Source organism: Lysobacter oryzae DSM 21044 (assembly GCF_059568595.1).
Genome location: NZ_JCANTQ010000008.1, coordinates 170,593 through 185,868 on the forward strand (window position 1 = coordinate 170,593; position 15,276 = coordinate 185,868).

A 15,276-nucleotide genomic window follows, 5' to 3' on the forward strand; every position below is an offset into this window, starting at 1 on the left:
GTTAACACGACTGTCATGGGGCCTTAGCAAAACTCGTGCCTGACCCGTTCATTCGCCTTGGGCGTGGCGTTCCGCGGGCCTAGAATGTTGCAGAGCGGCATGACGCCGCGCCTGGTCGAACTCCATTGAACGCACCCATGCAATCGCGCCTTTCCGAACTCACCTTGCCCGGAATGGGGGTCACGCTGTCCCAGTCGGGAGTAAAGGTGCGGGTCGCCGAATCCGGTGGGCGCGTGGCCGTCGAGGTCACCGCTGGCTTCCCGGGAAGTTGGCTCGAGCCTTGGTTGCGCGACATGGCCCAGCGCATGGCGGAGGACTCCGGCAACACGCTTTCGAGCTTCGCGCTGAATTCCCGGATCGCCAGCCACGCCGTGCAGGAGAAGCTTTCTCCTCTTCCCAATGTCCGCAACATCATCGCGGTGGGTTCCGGCAAGGGCGGGGTGGGCAAGTCGACGGTGGCCGTGAACCTGGCCCTCGCGCTGGCCGCCGATGGCGCCCGCGTCGGAGTGCTGGATGCGGACATCTATGGTCCCAGCGTGCCGTTGATGCTGGGCCTCACCGGCCGTCCCGACAGTCCGGACGGCAAGACCATCGAGCCGATGCGGGCCCACGGCGTGGAGGCGATGTCGATCGGCCTGCTGGTCGACCAGGACACGCCCATGATCTGGCGCGGCCCAATGGCGACGTCGGCGCTGACCCAGTTGCTGACGGAAACGCGCTGGGGCGGCTCCCAAGGGGAAAGCCTGGACTACCTGATCCTCGACCTGCCGCCGGGCACCGGCGACATCCAACTCACGATGGCGCAGAAGATCCCGGTCGCCGGTGCGGTGGTCGTGACCACGCCACAGGACGTGGCCACGCTGGATGCACGCAAGGCGCTGAAGATGTTCGAGAAGGTGGACGTGCCGGTGCTCGGACTGGTCGAGAACATGGCCGTGCACGTGTGCTCCAACTGCGGCCACGCCGAACACATCTTTGGCGAGGGCGGCGGCCAGCGGATGGCGGCCCAGTACGGCGTGCCGCTGCTTGGCAGCCTGCCCCTGGATGCGAACGTGCGCGAACAGGGCGATACCGGCGTGCCCATCGTTGTCGCGGCGGGAAAGACTGCCGCCGCCGATCACTTCCGGATGGCCGCCCGTCGGGTGGCGATCGAGCTTGCCAAGCGCCCGCAGGTCGCCAGACCCCTCGCCGTGTCGCTTCTGGGCTGATTTGGCCCTGCTGCGCCTGCTGCATCGCAACATGCAGCCAGCGAATTGCGCCCCTTACAGTCGGACTCGACGCGGCCACGGGCCACGTTTCCCTGCGCGGCCCTGGGCCGGCCGCGTGACTCGAGCTCACTCCTGAGGGTCCATCAAATGAAGCATCCGTTCCGCACTGCGGCGCTCTCCGCCGCTGTGATCGCCACGCTCGGTCTGTCGTCCGCCGCATTGGCCGGTGGCCGTCCCGACCTCGTGCTGGCGGGCCTCAAGGCCGGCAAGGCTCACGAAGCCGGCGAACTGCTGGTGAAGTTCCGCGACGGCTCGACCGTCTCGCAGCAGTCCGCCGTGCGCCAGGCGCTGGGCGCCGAAAAGGCCGACACCGTGCGTGCAGGAAATGCCAGGAAGGGCGAATTGGCGCTGCTGCGCCTCCCGACCGGCAAGGACATGGCCGCCGCCGTGCGTTCCCTCAGCGCCAATCCGGCCGTCGAATACGCGGAGCCGAACTGGACCTACCACCACAACGCCATTTCCAACGACACCTACGTGGCCAACGGCTCGCTGTGGGGCATGTACGGCGATGCGACCACCCCCACCAACCAGTACGGCTCGCAGGCCGCGGAAGCGTGGGGCGGTGGCCATACCGACTGTTCGGGCGTGTATGTCGGCGTGATCGACGAAGGCATCTACTACAACCACGAAGACCTGGCCAACGTCGTGTGGACCAACCCGTACGACCCGGTCGATGGCGTCGACAACGACGGCAACGGCTATGTCGACGACACCCGCGGCTGGGACTTCGACGGCGGCAGCAACAACATCAACTCGGGCGGCGCCAACGACGACCATGGCACGCACGTCACCGGCACCATCGCCGGCGTCGGCAACAACGGCAAGGGCGTGGCCGGCGTGTGCTGGAGCGGCGCGAAGGTGATCAGCGCCAAGTTCCTCGGCCGCCGCGGCGGCACGACCGCCAATGCGATCAAGGCGGTGGACTACATCACCGACCTGAAGACCCGCCACGGCATGAACATCGTCGCCACCAACAACTCGTGGGGCGGTGGCGGCTTCTCGCAGGGCCTGCAGGACGCGATCGGCCGTGCCGACACCGCCGGCATCCTGTTCATCGCGGCCGCGGGCAACGACGCGTACGACAACGACGCGACGGCCAGCTACCCGTCGAACTATCCCAACGCGAACGTCATCGCGGTGGCCTCGATCACCAACGCCGGCGCGCTGTCGAGCTTCTCGCAGTGGGGACGGACCACGGTGGACATCGGCGCGCCGGGTTCGGCGATCTACTCGACGGTGCCCGTCAGTTCGAAGGGCAACGTGGTCTCGGGTTACGCCAGCTACAGCGGCACATCGATGGCGACTCCGCACGTGACGGGTGCCGCCGCGCTGTACAAGTCGTCGCATCCGGGGGCCACCGCGGCCGACGTCAAGGCGGCGATCCTGGGATCGGCGGTGCCGACCACCTCGCTGCAGAACAAGACGGTCACCGGTGGCCGCCTGAACGCCAGCGGCTTCTGATCCACCCGGCTCTCAAGAGCAACGAAGGCCCGGCATCCGCCGGGCCTTCGCCTTTTCCGGGGCAGTGGTCGCGGGGCCGTACCCGCCAAGAGCGGCTAGAATCGCCCTTCCTTTCGCCCGGAACGCCGTAACGCATGAGCATCAAGTCCGACCGCTGGATCCGTCGCATGGCCGAACAACACGGCATGATCGAGCCGTACGAGCCGGGCCAGGTCAAGACGGCCGCCGATGGCCAGCGCATCGTCAGCTTCGGCACTTCCAGCTACGGCTATGACGTGCGCTGCTCGCGCGAGTTCAAGATCTTCACCAACATCAACTCCACGATCGTCGACCCCAAGCACTTCGACAGCGGCAGCTTCGTCGACGTCGAGGGCGATTTCTGCGTGATCCCGCCGAACTCGTTCGCGCTGGCGCGCACGGTCGAGTACTTCCGTATCCCGCGCGACACGCTGGTGGTGTGCCTGGGCAAGAGCACCTACGCGCGCTGCGGCATCATCGTCAACGTCACCCCGCTGGAGCCCGAATGGGAAGGCCACGTGACGCTGGAATTCAGCAACACCACGCCGCTGCCCGCGCGCATCTACGCCAACGAAGGCGTCGCGCAGATGCTGTTCTTCCAGTCCGACGAGGTCTGCGAGACCTCGTACAAGGATCGCGGCGGCAAGTACCAGGGACAGGTGGGCGTCACCCTGCCGCGTACGTGACGCTTCATCGCACAGGGGTCGAGCATGGAGCACAACCCGTACCAAAGCCCGCAGTCCGTCGTGGCCGACCCAGTGCATGGCCCCGACCTGGCCAGCCGCGGTGCCCTGCTGGATAGCGACAAGCGCTGTCTGCACGACCTGGTGGCGGGCACCCAGGTCATCAACGCCCGCTAATCACTTGACTCGATGGCCGCCTTGCGGGCGGCCGTCGCGACGTCAGGGCTTCTGGTAAGTGACGAAGAAGCCCTGCAGGTCGCCGTTCTCGATGTACGGCTCGACGCTGACCACCTTGTAGCCGCGCGCGGCGAATGCCGAGTGCGCCTTGGTCAGGTTGTTCGCGGCGCCCTGGTTGCGGAACCCCCAGCTGGCGTCCACCCAGATCGTCACGGCGGGAAGGTTGGCCGCGGCGGCTTCCTCCGCCGAGGTGTCGGGCTTCTTCCCGAACAGCGCGGCATTCGCAGGCAGGGCGAAGGCGGTAAGGACGAGGGCAGCGGCAAGCAGGGACGTACGCATGGCAACTCCGTTGATTTCAGTGTTCGGCGCCCGCCGCGAGCTTGCGGTCGGCGCCGGTTTCGAGCGCGACCTGCAACGCGATGCGCAGGGCGCGGACTACGGTTTCGACCGGAAGGCCGGGGGCGCCGGGATGCAGCGCGGCCTGCTCGGGCGAGTACGGGATGTGCATGAAGCCGCCGCGGATGCGGCGATTGCGCAGCGCATGCATCAGTCCGTAGAAGACATGGTTGCAGACGTAGGTGCCCGCAGTCTGTGACACCTCCGCGGGAATGCCGGCTTCGCGAAGCGCCGCAAGCATGGCCTTGATCGGCAGGCCGGTGAAATACGCATCGGGACCGCCGGCGACGACCGCCGCATCGATCGGCTGGGCGCCGGCATTGTCGGGAATGCGTGCGTCGTCGACGTTGATCGCCACGCGCTCCAGCGACAGCGCCGCGCGCCCGCCCGCCTGGCCCACGCACAGCACCAGTTCGGGCCTGGTTTCACGGATGGCTGCGCGCAGCTCCTGCAACGCCGTGCCGAATTCCACCGGCAATTGCCGTGCGACGACGCGGTGGCCGCGAAGATAACGCCCATGCAGCTGCTGCACTGCCTGCCAGCTCGGGTTGACGGTTTCGCCGCCGAATGGCGCGAATCCGGTCAACAGGATCGATGGTCGTTTCGTCTCGCTCACCGGAACACCAGCCAGTACATCAGCAGCAGGTTGACCGCCATCAACGCGAACGCGGTCGGCAACTGCACGCGGATCACCGCGTTGGGATCGTCGAGCTCGAGCAACGCCGCGGGGACCAGGTTGAAGTTGGCCGCCATCGGAGTCATCAGCGTGCCGCAGTAGCCGGTCACCATGCCGATGGCGCCGAGCGCGGCGGGATCCGCGCCGTGGCGCTGGATCAGCAGCGGCAGGCCGATGCCGGCCATCATCACCGGGAAGGCGGCGAACGCGTTGCCCATGATCACGGTGAACAGCACCATGCCCAGGCCGAACGCGAGCAGGCAGGCGACGCGGCTGTTGGCGGGGATCACCGCGGTCACCAGCGACGACACCGCTTCGCCCACGCCACTGGCGGCAAAGACGCCGCCGAGCGTGGCCAGCACCAGCGGCAGCAGGGCGGCCCAGCCCATGGTGTCGAGCAGGCGGCGGCCTTCGACGGCAGCCTGGACCGGACGCTCGCGCGTGGTGGCGATGGCCGCGAACGCGGCCAGGATGCTCGTCAAGGCCAATGCGGGCAGGGTGATGTTGCCTTCCGCGAACAAGGGCGTCGCGCCGACGCGCAGCTTCGCGCCCACCAGCACGACGAGCACGGTCACCAGCGGAATCAGCAGGGCGGGTGCGAACAGCTTGTGTCCCAGGCGTTGCGCCGAGGTGCGCCGTTGCTCCTCGGGCGCTTCGGCGATGTGTTCACGGCGCATGCGCGTCGCCAGCAGCGCCAGTGCGATCACGGCCGCGCCGGCGATCTGCGCCGGCAGCTTGTCGCCGCCCTTGCTCGCGGCCAGGATCGACTCGCCACTGGCGAACAGGACCGCGATCAGGCTCCAGAACGCCGCGTGCGCGAAGCGCTTCTCGCGCAGGTTGCGCCAGCCCGCGTACAGCAGGAACGCGGCCAGTACGACGTAGAAATGCTCAATCCGCAGCATGCTCGCCCCCGGGCAAGGCATTGCGTGGCAGGCGGCGCTGGAACACGACGATGCGGATGGCGTGGATGAAGAACGCGGCAATCGCGGTGGGCAGCGCCCACAGCGCGATCTGTTCCGGCCGCAGCGCGATGCCGTGCTGGGCGAAGAATCCCTGGATCAGCAGCACCGCACCGAACGCCAGGAACACATCCTCGCCGAAGAAGCGGCCAACGTTGTCGGTCGCCGCGGCCAGCGCATGCACCCGTTGCGTCTGCGCGCGATCCAGCCCGCCCTGGGTCTTGTCCGCGGCCGACTCCGCCATCGGGGCGAGCAGCGGGCGCACGGTCTGCGCATGTCCGGCGATGTCGATCAGGCCAACCATGCTCAGCAACTGGCGTACCCCGAGATACGTGACCAGCAGACGGACCATGGTGACGCCGCGGAGCCGCATGATCCATGCAAGCGCGTGCTCGCGCAGCCCTGCGCGCTCGAGCAGCCCGATCGTCGGCAGGGTGAAGCAGAACAGCAGCAGCGCGCGATTGGAGACGAAACTCTCGCCGAGCAGGGCCAGCAGGTCGGGCAGGGTCATCCCCGCCGCCAGGCCGCTGACCAGGCCGGCGCTGACCACGACGATCACCGGGTTGAGCCGCAGCACGAAGCCGAGCACCACGACGGCGACGCCAAGCAGGGGCCAGTAATTCATGCGTCTGCTCCCGGCGGAAGGATGCGGATGCCGTCGGCCTCGAGCGCCGCGCGGATCGCGCGGGCGAACTGGGCCGCATCGGCGCGGTCGCCGTGCAGGCAGAGCGTGTCGGCGCGCAGCGCCACGCGTTCGCCGGTGCGCACGACCACGCCGCCGTCGCGAACGAAGCCACAGACCTGCGCGATGGCTTCGTCGAGGCCGTGGATCACGGCGTCGGCGCGACTGCGCGGGGTGAGGGTGCCGCCGGCTTCATAGCGGCGTTCGGCGAACACCTCATGCGCAACGCGAAGCCCCGCGGCTTCGCCGGCCGCCGGCAGTTGCGAGCCGGAGAGCCCGAACAGGCGCAGTTGCGGATCGAAACGCGCGACCGCCGCCGCGATGGCATCGGCCACCGCGCGGTCGCGGGCGGCGACGTTGTACAGGGCGCCATGCGGTTTCACGTGCGCGAGCCGGATGCCTTCGCTTTCCGCAATGGCCGCGAGCGTTGCGATCTGCTCGCCGACGAGCTGCTCGATCTCGACGGGCGAGAGCGGCATTTCGATGCGGCCGAAGTGGGTACGGTCGGGATAGGAGGGATGCGCGCCGGCCGCCACGCCATGCTCCCGGCACAGCCGCAAGGTCGTGCGCATCGTCGCTGCGTCCCCGGCGTGCGCGCCGCACGCGATGCTCGCGGAGGTGATGAGCGGAATGATCGCGGCGTCATCGCCGCAGCCTTCGCCCAGGTCGCAATTGAAGTCGATGCGCACGATGGCTGCGTGCTACTTCCGGTTGAAGAGCAGTCCGAGGCCGACCACGATCAGGATCGCCGGCCACCAGGTCGAGATCAGGTGGCCGAGGCCGGGAACCTGGAAGCCGAGGTTCCTGAGCAGGAACAGCGTGCCGACGATGATCAGCACGAGCGCTGCGACGATGTTGCCCTTCATTGGCGATTTCCCCTGAGTTGTTGTTCGATCATCAGTGCGATTCTGGCGACCCGTGCGCGCGCGGCGCAAGCGAGGCGCGTCGCGGTTTGCATGTCGCAGGACTGGAATCGCACGGTTTCGCCAGGGCGCAGCTGCGCGAGCCGCGGCAGGTCGGCCGCGACGACATGGCCGAGGCGTGGATAGCCGCCGACGGTCTGCGCGTCGGCCAGCAGCACGATGGGATGGCCGTCGGGAGGCAACTGCACCGTGCCCGGTGCCACGGGTGCCGAGATCTCTTCGGCGCGTTCGCCGTTGAAGGCCGCGCCCTCGAGCCGCAGGCCCTGGCGGTTGCTGCGATTCCCGACCTGCCACGCGCGTCCGTCCAGGCGCACGCCGTCGCAACCCGTCGCCGGCACGTAGCGGATCGGCCGTCCGCGCTCGTCGAAATGCGGATCGACCCACCATTTCGGCATCGTTGCCCGCGCGGGCACGCGGGTTTGCGGGACGCACAGCGACAGCTCGTCGCCGGCGCGCAGGGCGCGCCCGTCGTGGCCACCGAAGCCGCCGCGCAAGTCGGTGCTGCGGCTGCCGAGCACGGGTGCGACGTCGAGGCCGCCGGCGAAGGCCAGCCACGCGCGCGCGCCATCGCGCAATGCGCCGATGCGCAACGTGCCCGCGGGCAGGTCGACCGGACGCCCCGAATCGACGGCGAAGCGCTCGCCGTCGATCGTGTCGAAGCGCCCGCCGACACGCGCCCCGCAGATCGCCAGGCGCAGCGGATGATCGAACTGCAGGGTGGGTCCATGCAGGGTCAATTCAAGGACCGCTTCATCCGCACCATTGCCCACCAGCAGGTTGGCGAGCGTCGCCGCCGCGGGATCGAGCGCGCCACAGACGGCGACGCCGAGGTGCCGCCAGCCGCGGCGTCCCGCGTCCTGGACCGTCGTCAGCGGGCCGGGCGAGATGATGCGCAGCGTCATGCCGTGTCCTCGACGACGAGGAAACGGACGCGGTCGCCGGGCGCGAGCAGGGCAGGCGGACTGCTCGCCGGATCGAACAGCGCCAGCGGCGTGCGTCCGATCAAGCGCCAGCCGCCGGGACTCTCGCGCGGATAGATGCCGGTCTGGGCTCCGCCGATGGCGACGCTGCCGGCGGGCACGACGGTTCGCGGCGTCGACAGGCGTGGCAAGGCCAGCGCCGGGTCCAGGCCGAGCAAATAGGGAAAGCCGGGCGCGAACCCGATCATCGCCACGGTGTACTCGCCCGCGGCATGCCGCTGGACGAGTTGCGCCGGCGTCAGGCCGAGCTCGGACGCGGCGCTCGCGAGATCGGGTCCGTCCTCCCCGCCGTAGCGCACCGGAATCTCCACCGTGCGCGGCGCATACGTGGCCGCGGCCTGATGTGCATCGTCCTCCTGCAGACCGCGAAGCCAGCGTGCGACATCGTCGGCCCCGATCATCAGCGGTTCGAAGAACACGCCAATGCTCGCGTAGGCAGGCACCAGGTCGCGCAGCCACGCTGGCCGCAGCGCGCGGATGCGCTCGCAAAGCGCATGGACCCGGGCATTGATCGCGGGATCGATGCGATCCCCCAGGCGCAGCAGCAGGGCGTCGTCGGCAAGGGCCTCGATGTCCGGGCCGGACGGCGGACTCACGTCAGCGCCGCGCGCAGGCGTTCGATCCGTCGCACCAGTTCCTCGGGCGAATACGGTTGCGCGGTCGCCATGCCCCACACGGGGCGGGGCCAGGCGATGTCCTCGCGGAAGCGCGCGATCACGTGCACGTGCAGTTGCGGCACTACGTTGCCCAATGCGGCGACGTTGAGCTTGTGCGGCTGGAACACGGACTGCAGCACGCGGCAGGCGCGGCCGATTTCGCGGGTCAGTTCGGCCTGCTGGGCCTCGTCGAGGTCGATCCACTCCACCGCGTTCTCCACGCGCGGCACCAGGATCAGCCATGGATGGTTGGCGTCGTCCATCAGCTGCAGGTCGCAAAGCGCGAAGTGCGCGACCGGATGCGTGTCGTCGGCGAGTTGCGGATGCAGGTGCCAGCCGACGGGGGGAGGCGTGCGGTTCATCGCAGGTTCTCAGCGAGGAAATCCAGGGTGCGCTGCCAGGCAAGCGCCGCGCTGGCTGCATGGTAGTGGCTGTTGTCGACGTCGCGGTTGAAGGCGTGGTCGGCGTCCTCGTAGACGAAGATCCGCGCCGCCGGCTGCCTGGCGCGATGCAACTCGATGTCGCCCGGCGGGATGCTCTTGTCGCGTGCGCCGAAATGGAACATCAGCGGGGCGCGCGCGGGCTCGTCGAGGAAGGGCACGCTGCGCGCGCCGTAGTAACTCACCGCCGGCAGGCCCAGGCGCGTATTGGCAAGGAAGGCAACGCTGCCGCCCCAGCAGAAACCGACCGCGCCGGTGCGCAGGCCTTCCGATTCCAGCAGGTCGTCCGCTGCGGCCACGACATCCACGGCGCGGTCGAAGCCGAGTCGATTGCGCAGATCCACGCCGCGCTGGGCCTCGGCCTCGCCATAGCCGAGCTCAACGCCGGTCTCGACGGGATCGAACAGACTGGGCGCCAGGGCAACGAAGCCCTCGGCGGCGAGGCGTTCGGTCACCGTCCGGATGTGCGGATTGACCCCGAAGATCTCCTGCAGCACCACCACGGCGCCGCGCGAGGGGCCCGTGGGATCCGCGCGCCAAGCCCGGACCGGTCCATGGGGCGTATTCAGGTCGATCCAGCGGCTCATCGGCGTGGTCAGGCAATGGGAGAGAGCCTACTTAACCGCTTTGCGGCGGTGCCCCGCAAGATGCAGGTCCGCGGCGTCGCGAGCAGGTACAATTGCCTGTTTTTTCTGGAAATTTCCGGTCCATGTCCGTTGCCAATCCCAAAGTCGGTTTCGTCAGCCTCGGGTGCCCCAAGGCGCTGGTCGATTCCGAACGCATCCTCACCCAGCTGAAGGTCGAAGGCTACGACCTCGTGCCCAGCTACGACGACGCCGACGTCGTCGTCGTGAACACCTGCGGCTTCATCGATTCGGCCGTCACCGAATCGCTGGATGCGATCGGCGAGGCAATGGCGGAGAACGGCAAGGTCATCGTCACCGGTTGCCTGGGCAAGCGCGAGGAAGTGATCCGCGAAGCGCATCCGGGCGTCCTGTCGATCAGCGGGCCACAGGACTACGCCAGTGTGATGGCTGCCGTGCACAAGGCGTTGCCGCCGAAGCACGATCCCTTCATCGACCTGGTGCCGCGTCGACCGCTTGGGCTCGACACCGGCGACATCGGGATCAAGCTCACGCCGAAACACTACGCGTACCTGAAGATCTCCGAAGGCTGCAACCACCGCTGCAGCTTCTGCATCATCCCTTCGATGCGCGGCGACCTGGTGTCGCGTCCGGTCGACCAGGTGCTGCGCGAAGCCGAGAAGCTGGCGATGGGCGGGGTCCGGGAACTGCTGGTGATCTCGCAGGACACCAGCGCCTACGGCGTGGACATGAAGTACGCCGAGCGCGAATGGCGGGGCAAGGCCTACCAGACCCGGATGAAAGCGCTGTGCGAGGGCCTGTCCGAACTCGGCATCTGGACGCGCCTGCACTACGTGTACCCGTATCCGCACGTCGACGAGATCATTCCGCTGATGGCGGAAGGCAAGTTGCTGCCGTACCTGGACATCCCGTTCCAGCATGCGAGCCCGCGCGTGCTCAAGCTGATGAAGCGCCCGGGCGCCGTGGACAAGGTGCGCGAACGCATCCACAAGTGGCGCGAGATCTGCCCGGAGCTCACCATCCGTTCGACCTTCATCGTCGGCTTCCCCGGCGAGACCGAAGCGGAATTCGAGGAGTTGCTGGACTTCCTCGACGAAGCGCAGCTTGATCGCGTAGGCGCCTTCGCCTACTCGCCGGTCGAAGGCGCGGCGGCGAACGGCCTGCCCGATGGCGTGCCCGAGGAAGTGAAGCAGGAGCGACTGGCCCGCTTCATGGAGCGCCAGGCCGAGATTTCCACCGCCAAGCTCGAGGCGAAGGTCGGCACCGTGCAGCGATGCCTGGTGGACGCGATCGACGGCGAGCTCGCGATCGCCCGTTCGATGGCCGATGCGCCCGAGATCGATGGCCTGGTGCAGATCCAGAACGGTTTCGAAGCCGGACTCAAGCCCGGCGAATTCGTCGATGTCGAGATCATGGGCAGCGACGAGCACGACCTGTACGGCGAGGTTTCGTTCGCCGACTGAGCGTGTCGCTACCGGGCGCCGAACGACACGCCCGCGACGCGACCGGCAGCGGGTTGCAAGCCGGTGCCGGTCGCGGCTGGCAGACGCTATTTGCCCGCCTCGACCAGCGCGGCGGCGGTCGTGGGCCCACGCGCACGGGTGTCCGTGTGCGACGCGATCATGGTGCGGAATTCGATCGACGCCTTGAAGCCGGTCGTGAGCTTCCGGCCCTTGAGGATCGATTCGACCTTGTCGTCCTGTTCGTCGGTGGTGGTGGGGCCGATGCTGAGGTAATCCCAGCTGTCGCCATCCAGGTGCGCGTACCACTGGGTCGCGGCCACCCCCGCTTCGGATCCCGCGGCATCTCGCGCCGCCTGCCAGCGAAGGAAGTCCAGGTGCTTGCCGGGCGCCACCCGATAGATGGAGACCATCACTTCGCCAGGCTCCTGTGCGACGCCAGGCGCTGGGACCAGCGCGGCCACGAGCAATAGTGCCGGAGCCAGCAGCCTTGCTGCATGGCGGGCCGTAGCGTTCATTACGTGCTCCTTTTCCGGGTTTCCGGAAGACGCCGGCCAAGAGGCCGGCCGGGGCGTGCCGGCGGCGGTCCCCGGTCGAGGGCGCGCATGGGCGACGAGCGCGTTCGCAGCGTTGAACGCCGCCTGCGTCACGGAACGGCCATGCGTGCCGATGCGTGCGGTATCGACGCCGTACTGGCATCGTGCATGCATACTTTTTGCGGATAACCCGTGGGAGCAGAGCGATGGATCATTCACACGGCTTCACCCGCCTTGCGAAGGCGGCGTCGCGATTCACCGGCCGACCGGCCTGTTTCGGAATCGCCCTGCTGGTGATCCTGGCGTGGGGTGTCACCGGTCCGCTGTTCGGTTTCAGCGACACCTGGCAACTGGTGATCAACACCGGCACCACGATCATCACCTTCCTGATGGTCTTCCTGATCCAGAACACGCAGAACCGCGATACCGAGGCCATGCAGATCAAGCTCGATGAGCTGATCCGGGCCACGCGCGGGGCGCACAACCGCCTCATGGACCTGGAGGAGCGCGAGGAAGGCGAACTGGACCGGCTGCGCGAGGACTACGAACGAATCGCCAGGCGCGACCGCAACGATGGCGAGCCGCCGGCGCGCTAGGCGGTGTAGTCGACTTCGACTATGACGAAGCGCTGCACGCCGCCGGGCAGATGCGCCTCGAACTCGTCGTCGAGGCGCTTCTTCAGCATCGCCCGCGCCAGCGGCGAATCGATGCTGATGTGGCCGAGCTTCGCATCGGTCTCGTCGGGCCCGACGATGCGGTAACGGTGGGTGTCGCCGCTGTTGATCTCTTCGACTTCCACCATCGCCCCGAAGAACACGGCCTCGCGGTCGCCCGGCGCCTCGCCCACCACGCGCAGCACTTCCAGGCGCTTGGACAGGTAGCGGACGCGGCGGTCGATCTCGCCCAGTTGCTTCTTGCGGTAGGTGTATTCGGCGTTCTCCGAACGGTCGCCTTCGGCCGCGGCGGCGGCCAGCGCCCTGACCACTTCGGGCCGCTTCACCCGCCACAGTTCGTCGAGTTCCGCCTTCAGGCGCGCGTGGCCCTCGCGCGTGATCAGCGCGGTGCTTTTCTCGGCGGGAGGACGCCAGCGGCCCATGCGGGACTCCAAAGAAGAAGGCAGCCCATTCTGGCGGGCTGCCTTCGCATTGCGCAAAAAGTTCGTGAAGGACGCGGTGCGCTTACTTCGTCGCCGGGCCAGTGCGCTTGAGCGAGTGCGGCGCCTTGGAGTCGATGGCGTTGCCGGCCTTGTCCAGTGCCTCGATCTGGTCCTGCGAGGCCACCGCGAACAGGCGATCCTCGAGGCTCTTGGAATTCGGATCCAGGCGGATGCGCTTGCCGCCTTCCTCGGCGGTCCATGTGCCGTCGCCCGAGAAATTGCCGGGCTTGCCCTGGTAGGTCTCGTCGAGCATGTAGGTGCCGTCGCGGTTCAGCATGACCTTGGTGTCGATGCCGGGGCAGTCGGCGCAAGGCAGGGTGCCGGTGAAGACGCCGGCAAAGCCCTTGGTGTCGAACGGAACGTCCGCGGGCGCCGCAGCCGGCGCGGATTCGACGGCCACCGGCGCGGGTTCGGCTGGGGCTGCCGGCGCGACCGGCGCTGCGGGTTCGGCCGGTGCCTGCGGCTTGCACGCAGCGAAGGCGACAGTGGACAGCACGGCAACAAGCAACAACTTGCGATTCATCGAAGAACTCCCTGTTGAGTGAGTGCCGGCCCCAGCACGAAGCGCGCATTCGAGTGCAACCGCCGCCCCAGCGTCAACCCTGCGGTGCAGCAATCGCGACGCGTGGTTCAGCGACGCCCACCGAAGATCCCACCGAGCACTCCGCGCAGGATCTGCCGTCCGATCTGGCTGCCGACGGTGCGCGCGGTCTGCTTGGCCATCGTCTCGACCATGCCCTGGCGGCGCCTGGTGCCGAAGACGGCATCCTTCACCGCCTGGCCGAAGCCGGCGTCTTCCGCATCGTCCTGTTCGCGCGTCTTCGCCGCCGGCGCGTCCGCCTTGGTGGTCGCGACCTCGGCCTTCTTCGCCAGCATCTCGGCGGCGGACTCGCGATCGATCGCGTTGTCGTACTTGGCGCCGACCGGGCTGGTGGCCCGCACCTGGGCGCGTTCGGCGTCGGTGATCGCACCCATGCGGCACCGCGGCGGCGCGATCAGCGTGCGCTCCACCGGCATCGGCACGCCCTTGTCCTGCAGCGTCGACACCAGCGCTTCGCCGGTGCCCAGCTTGGAGATCGCCTCGGCCACGTCGAGCCTGGAGTTGGCGACGAAGGTTTCGGCGGCGGTCTTCACTGCCTTCTGGTCGCGTGGGGTGAAGGCGCGCAGTGCGTGCTGCACGCGGTTGCCGAGCTGGCCCAGGATCTCGTCGGGGACGTCGTCGGGAAACTGCGAACAGAAATACACGCCCACGCCCTTGGAACGGATGATGCGCACGACCTGTTCGACGCGCTGCTGCAGGGCCGGCGGCGCGTCGTCGAACAGCAGGTGCGCCTCGTCGAACACGAACACCAGCTTCGGCTTGTCGAGGTCGCCGACCTCGGGCAGGCGTTCGAACAGCTCGGACAGCAGCCACAGCAGGAACGAGGAGTACAGGCGCGGCTTCAGGATCAGCTGTTCCGACGCGAGCACGTTGACGACACCGCGGCCGTTGGTCGTGGTGCGCATCAGGTCGGCGAGGTCCAGCGCAGGCTCGCCGAAGAACATCTCGCCACCTTCCTGCTCCAGGCGCAGCAGCGCGCGTTGGATCGCGCCGATCGATTGCGTGCTGACCAGTCCGTACGAGGTGGAGATGTCCTTGCGTTCATCGGCGACCAGGCCGAGCAGGGCGCGCAGGTCCTCCAGGTCCAGCAGCAGCAGGCCGCGGTCGTCGGCAAGCTTGAAGACGATGTCGAGCACGCCGCCTTGGGTGTCGTTCAGCTCCAGGATCCGCGACAGCAGGGTCGGGCCGATCTCGCTGACCGTGGTGCGGATGGGATGGCCACTCTTGCCGAACAGGTCCCAGAACACGACCGGGCTGGCCTCGCTGGCGTAATCGGCGATGCCGATCTCGTTGATGCGTGCCTGCAGCTTCTCGTTCAGTGCGCCGGGCACCGCCAGGCCGGCGACATCGCCCTTCACATCGGCAAGGAACACCGGCACGCCCATGCGCGAGAAACCTTCCGCGATCGTCATCAGCGTGACCGTCTTGCCGGTGCCCGTGGCGCCGGCGACCAGGCCATGCCGATTGCCCAGGCGGCCCTGCAGGAAGACCTGGCCATGCGTCTCCGGCAGGGAATCGGGGGCGGTGACCGCCTTGCCGATGAGGATCGCGTTCACAGAAGCCGCGTTGTCTGCCATGGGTGGGTCCGGGCGGAAGGTG

19 protein-coding genes are annotated in these 15,276 nt (G+C 68.0%); 5 read left to right on the forward strand and 14 right to left on the reverse strand.

What is annotated here, in order from left to right; translation table 11 throughout:
* Positions 1–137: 137 nt before the first annotated feature.
* The 3 genes from apbC to dcd all read left to right on the forward strand — a co-directional run bounded on the left by apbC (position 138) and on the right by dcd (position 3,433).
* Positions 138–1,208, forward strand: a complete 1,071-nt coding sequence (gene apbC, locus BP05_RS00910) for an iron-sulfur cluster carrier protein ApbC (RefSeq protein WP_496359520.1) — start codon at positions 138–140, stop codon at positions 1,206–1,208.
* A gap of 147 nt (positions 1,209–1,355) precedes the next feature.
* Positions 1,356–2,729: a S8 family peptidase gene (locus BP05_RS00915; protein WP_496359522.1), complete on the forward strand. Its 1,374-nt coding sequence runs from the start codon at positions 1,356–1,358 to the stop codon at positions 2,727–2,729.
* A gap of 134 nt (positions 2,730–2,863) precedes the next feature.
* On the forward strand, positions 2,864–3,433 hold the full coding sequence (dcd, locus tag BP05_RS00920) for a dCTP deaminase (RefSeq protein WP_496359524.1): 570 nt from the start codon (positions 2,864–2,866) through the stop codon (positions 3,431–3,433).
* A 216-nt stretch (positions 3,434–3,649) separates the two neighbouring features.
* Here dcd and BP05_RS00925 read toward each other — a convergent pair whose 3' ends face one another.
* Genes BP05_RS00925 through BP05_RS00970 form a run of 10 tightly spaced genes read right to left on the reverse strand, consistent with a single transcriptional unit; the run spans position 3,650 to position 9,906 of the window.
* A complete protein-coding gene (locus tag BP05_RS00925) occupies positions 3,650–3,946 on the reverse strand; it encodes a hypothetical protein (protein WP_496359526.1) in 297 nt (98 codons plus the stop codon).
* 16 nt (positions 3,947–3,962) lie between these two features.
* Positions 3,963–4,619: a pyroglutamyl-peptidase I gene (gene pcp, locus BP05_RS00930; protein ID WP_496359527.1), complete on the reverse strand. Its 657-nt coding sequence runs from the start codon at positions 4,617–4,619 to the stop codon at positions 3,963–3,965.
* Positions 4,616–5,581 carry a DUF979 domain-containing protein gene (locus BP05_RS00935; RefSeq protein WP_496359530.1) on the reverse strand — a complete coding sequence of 322 codons (966 nt, stop codon included), beginning with the start codon at positions 5,579–5,581 and terminating at the stop codon, positions 4,616–4,618. The genes pcp and BP05_RS00935 overlap by 4 nt, the downstream gene beginning before the upstream one ends.
* Positions 5,568–6,263 (reverse strand): DUF969 domain-containing protein, encoded by a 696-nt coding sequence (locus BP05_RS00940; RefSeq protein WP_496359531.1) that lies wholly within the window; start codon positions 6,261–6,263, stop codon positions 5,568–5,570. The genes BP05_RS00935 and BP05_RS00940 overlap by 14 nt, the downstream gene beginning before the upstream one ends.
* Positions 6,260–7,009, reverse strand: coding sequence for a 5-oxoprolinase subunit PxpA (locus tag BP05_RS00945; RefSeq protein WP_496359534.1), 750 nt, complete (start codon positions 7,007–7,009; stop codon positions 6,260–6,262). Before BP05_RS00945 ends, BP05_RS00940 begins: the two co-directional genes overlap by 4 nt.
* A gap of 12 nt (positions 7,010–7,021) precedes the next feature.
* On the reverse strand, positions 7,022–7,186 hold the full coding sequence (locus tag BP05_RS00950; RefSeq protein ID WP_496359536.1) for a LiaI-LiaF-like domain-containing protein: 165 nt from the start codon (positions 7,184–7,186) through the stop codon (positions 7,022–7,024).
* On the reverse strand, positions 7,183–8,145 hold the full coding sequence (locus BP05_RS00955; protein WP_496359538.1) for a 5-oxoprolinase subunit C family protein: 963 nt from the start codon (positions 8,143–8,145) through the stop codon (positions 7,183–7,185). Before BP05_RS00955 ends, BP05_RS00950 begins: the two co-directional genes overlap by 4 nt.
* Positions 8,142–8,819, reverse strand: coding sequence for a 5-oxoprolinase subunit PxpB (gene pxpB, locus BP05_RS00960; RefSeq protein ID WP_496359540.1), 678 nt, complete (start codon positions 8,817–8,819; stop codon positions 8,142–8,144). The genes BP05_RS00955 and pxpB overlap by 4 nt, the downstream gene beginning before the upstream one ends.
* Entirely contained in the window at positions 8,816–9,241 is a 426-nt protein-coding gene (locus BP05_RS00965) for an HIT family protein (protein WP_496359542.1), read from the reverse strand. Before BP05_RS00965 ends, pxpB begins: the two co-directional genes overlap by 4 nt.
* Positions 9,238–9,906, reverse strand: coding sequence for a dienelactone hydrolase family protein (locus BP05_RS00970; RefSeq protein WP_496359544.1), 669 nt, complete (start codon positions 9,904–9,906; stop codon positions 9,238–9,240). Before BP05_RS00970 ends, BP05_RS00965 begins: the two co-directional genes overlap by 4 nt.
* Before the next feature lie 122 nt (positions 9,907–10,028).
* Between BP05_RS00970 and rimO the strand changes: the two genes are divergently transcribed.
* Positions 10,029–11,387, forward strand: coding sequence for a 30S ribosomal protein S12 methylthiotransferase RimO (gene rimO / locus BP05_RS00975; RefSeq protein WP_496359546.1), 1,359 nt, complete (start codon positions 10,029–10,031; stop codon positions 11,385–11,387).
* Between the two features lie 86 nt (positions 11,388–11,473).
* On the opposite strand, the gene BP05_RS00980 is transcribed toward rimO, so the two are convergent.
* Positions 11,474–11,902, reverse strand: a complete 429-nt coding sequence (locus BP05_RS00980) for a hypothetical protein (RefSeq protein ID WP_496359548.1) — start codon at positions 11,900–11,902, stop codon at positions 11,474–11,476.
* Between the two features lie 224 nt (positions 11,903–12,126).
* Here BP05_RS00980 and BP05_RS00985 point away from each other — a divergent pair, with 224 nt between their 5' ends.
* On the forward strand, positions 12,127–12,516 hold the full coding sequence (locus BP05_RS00985) for a low affinity iron permease family protein (protein ID WP_496359550.1): 390 nt from the start codon (positions 12,127–12,129) through the stop codon (positions 12,514–12,516).
* Here BP05_RS00985 and greB read toward each other — a convergent pair.
* From greB to BP05_RS01000, 3 genes are all read right to left on the reverse strand, one after another.
* On the reverse strand, positions 12,513–13,016 hold the full coding sequence (gene greB / locus BP05_RS00990; RefSeq protein WP_496359552.1) for a transcription elongation factor GreB: 504 nt from the start codon (positions 13,014–13,016) through the stop codon (positions 12,513–12,515). The two genes, BP05_RS00985 and greB, sit on opposite strands and share 4 nt — an antisense overlap.
* 82 nt (positions 13,017–13,098) lie before the next feature.
* Positions 13,099–13,599, reverse strand: coding sequence for a copper resistance protein NlpE (locus BP05_RS00995; protein WP_496359554.1), 501 nt, complete (start codon positions 13,597–13,599; stop codon positions 13,099–13,101).
* Between the two features lie 107 nt (positions 13,600–13,706).
* A complete protein-coding gene (locus tag BP05_RS01000) occupies positions 13,707–15,254 on the reverse strand; it encodes a helicase HerA-like domain-containing protein (protein ID WP_496359556.1) in 1,548 nt (515 codons plus the stop codon).
* Positions 15,255–15,276 lie beyond the last annotated feature (22 nt).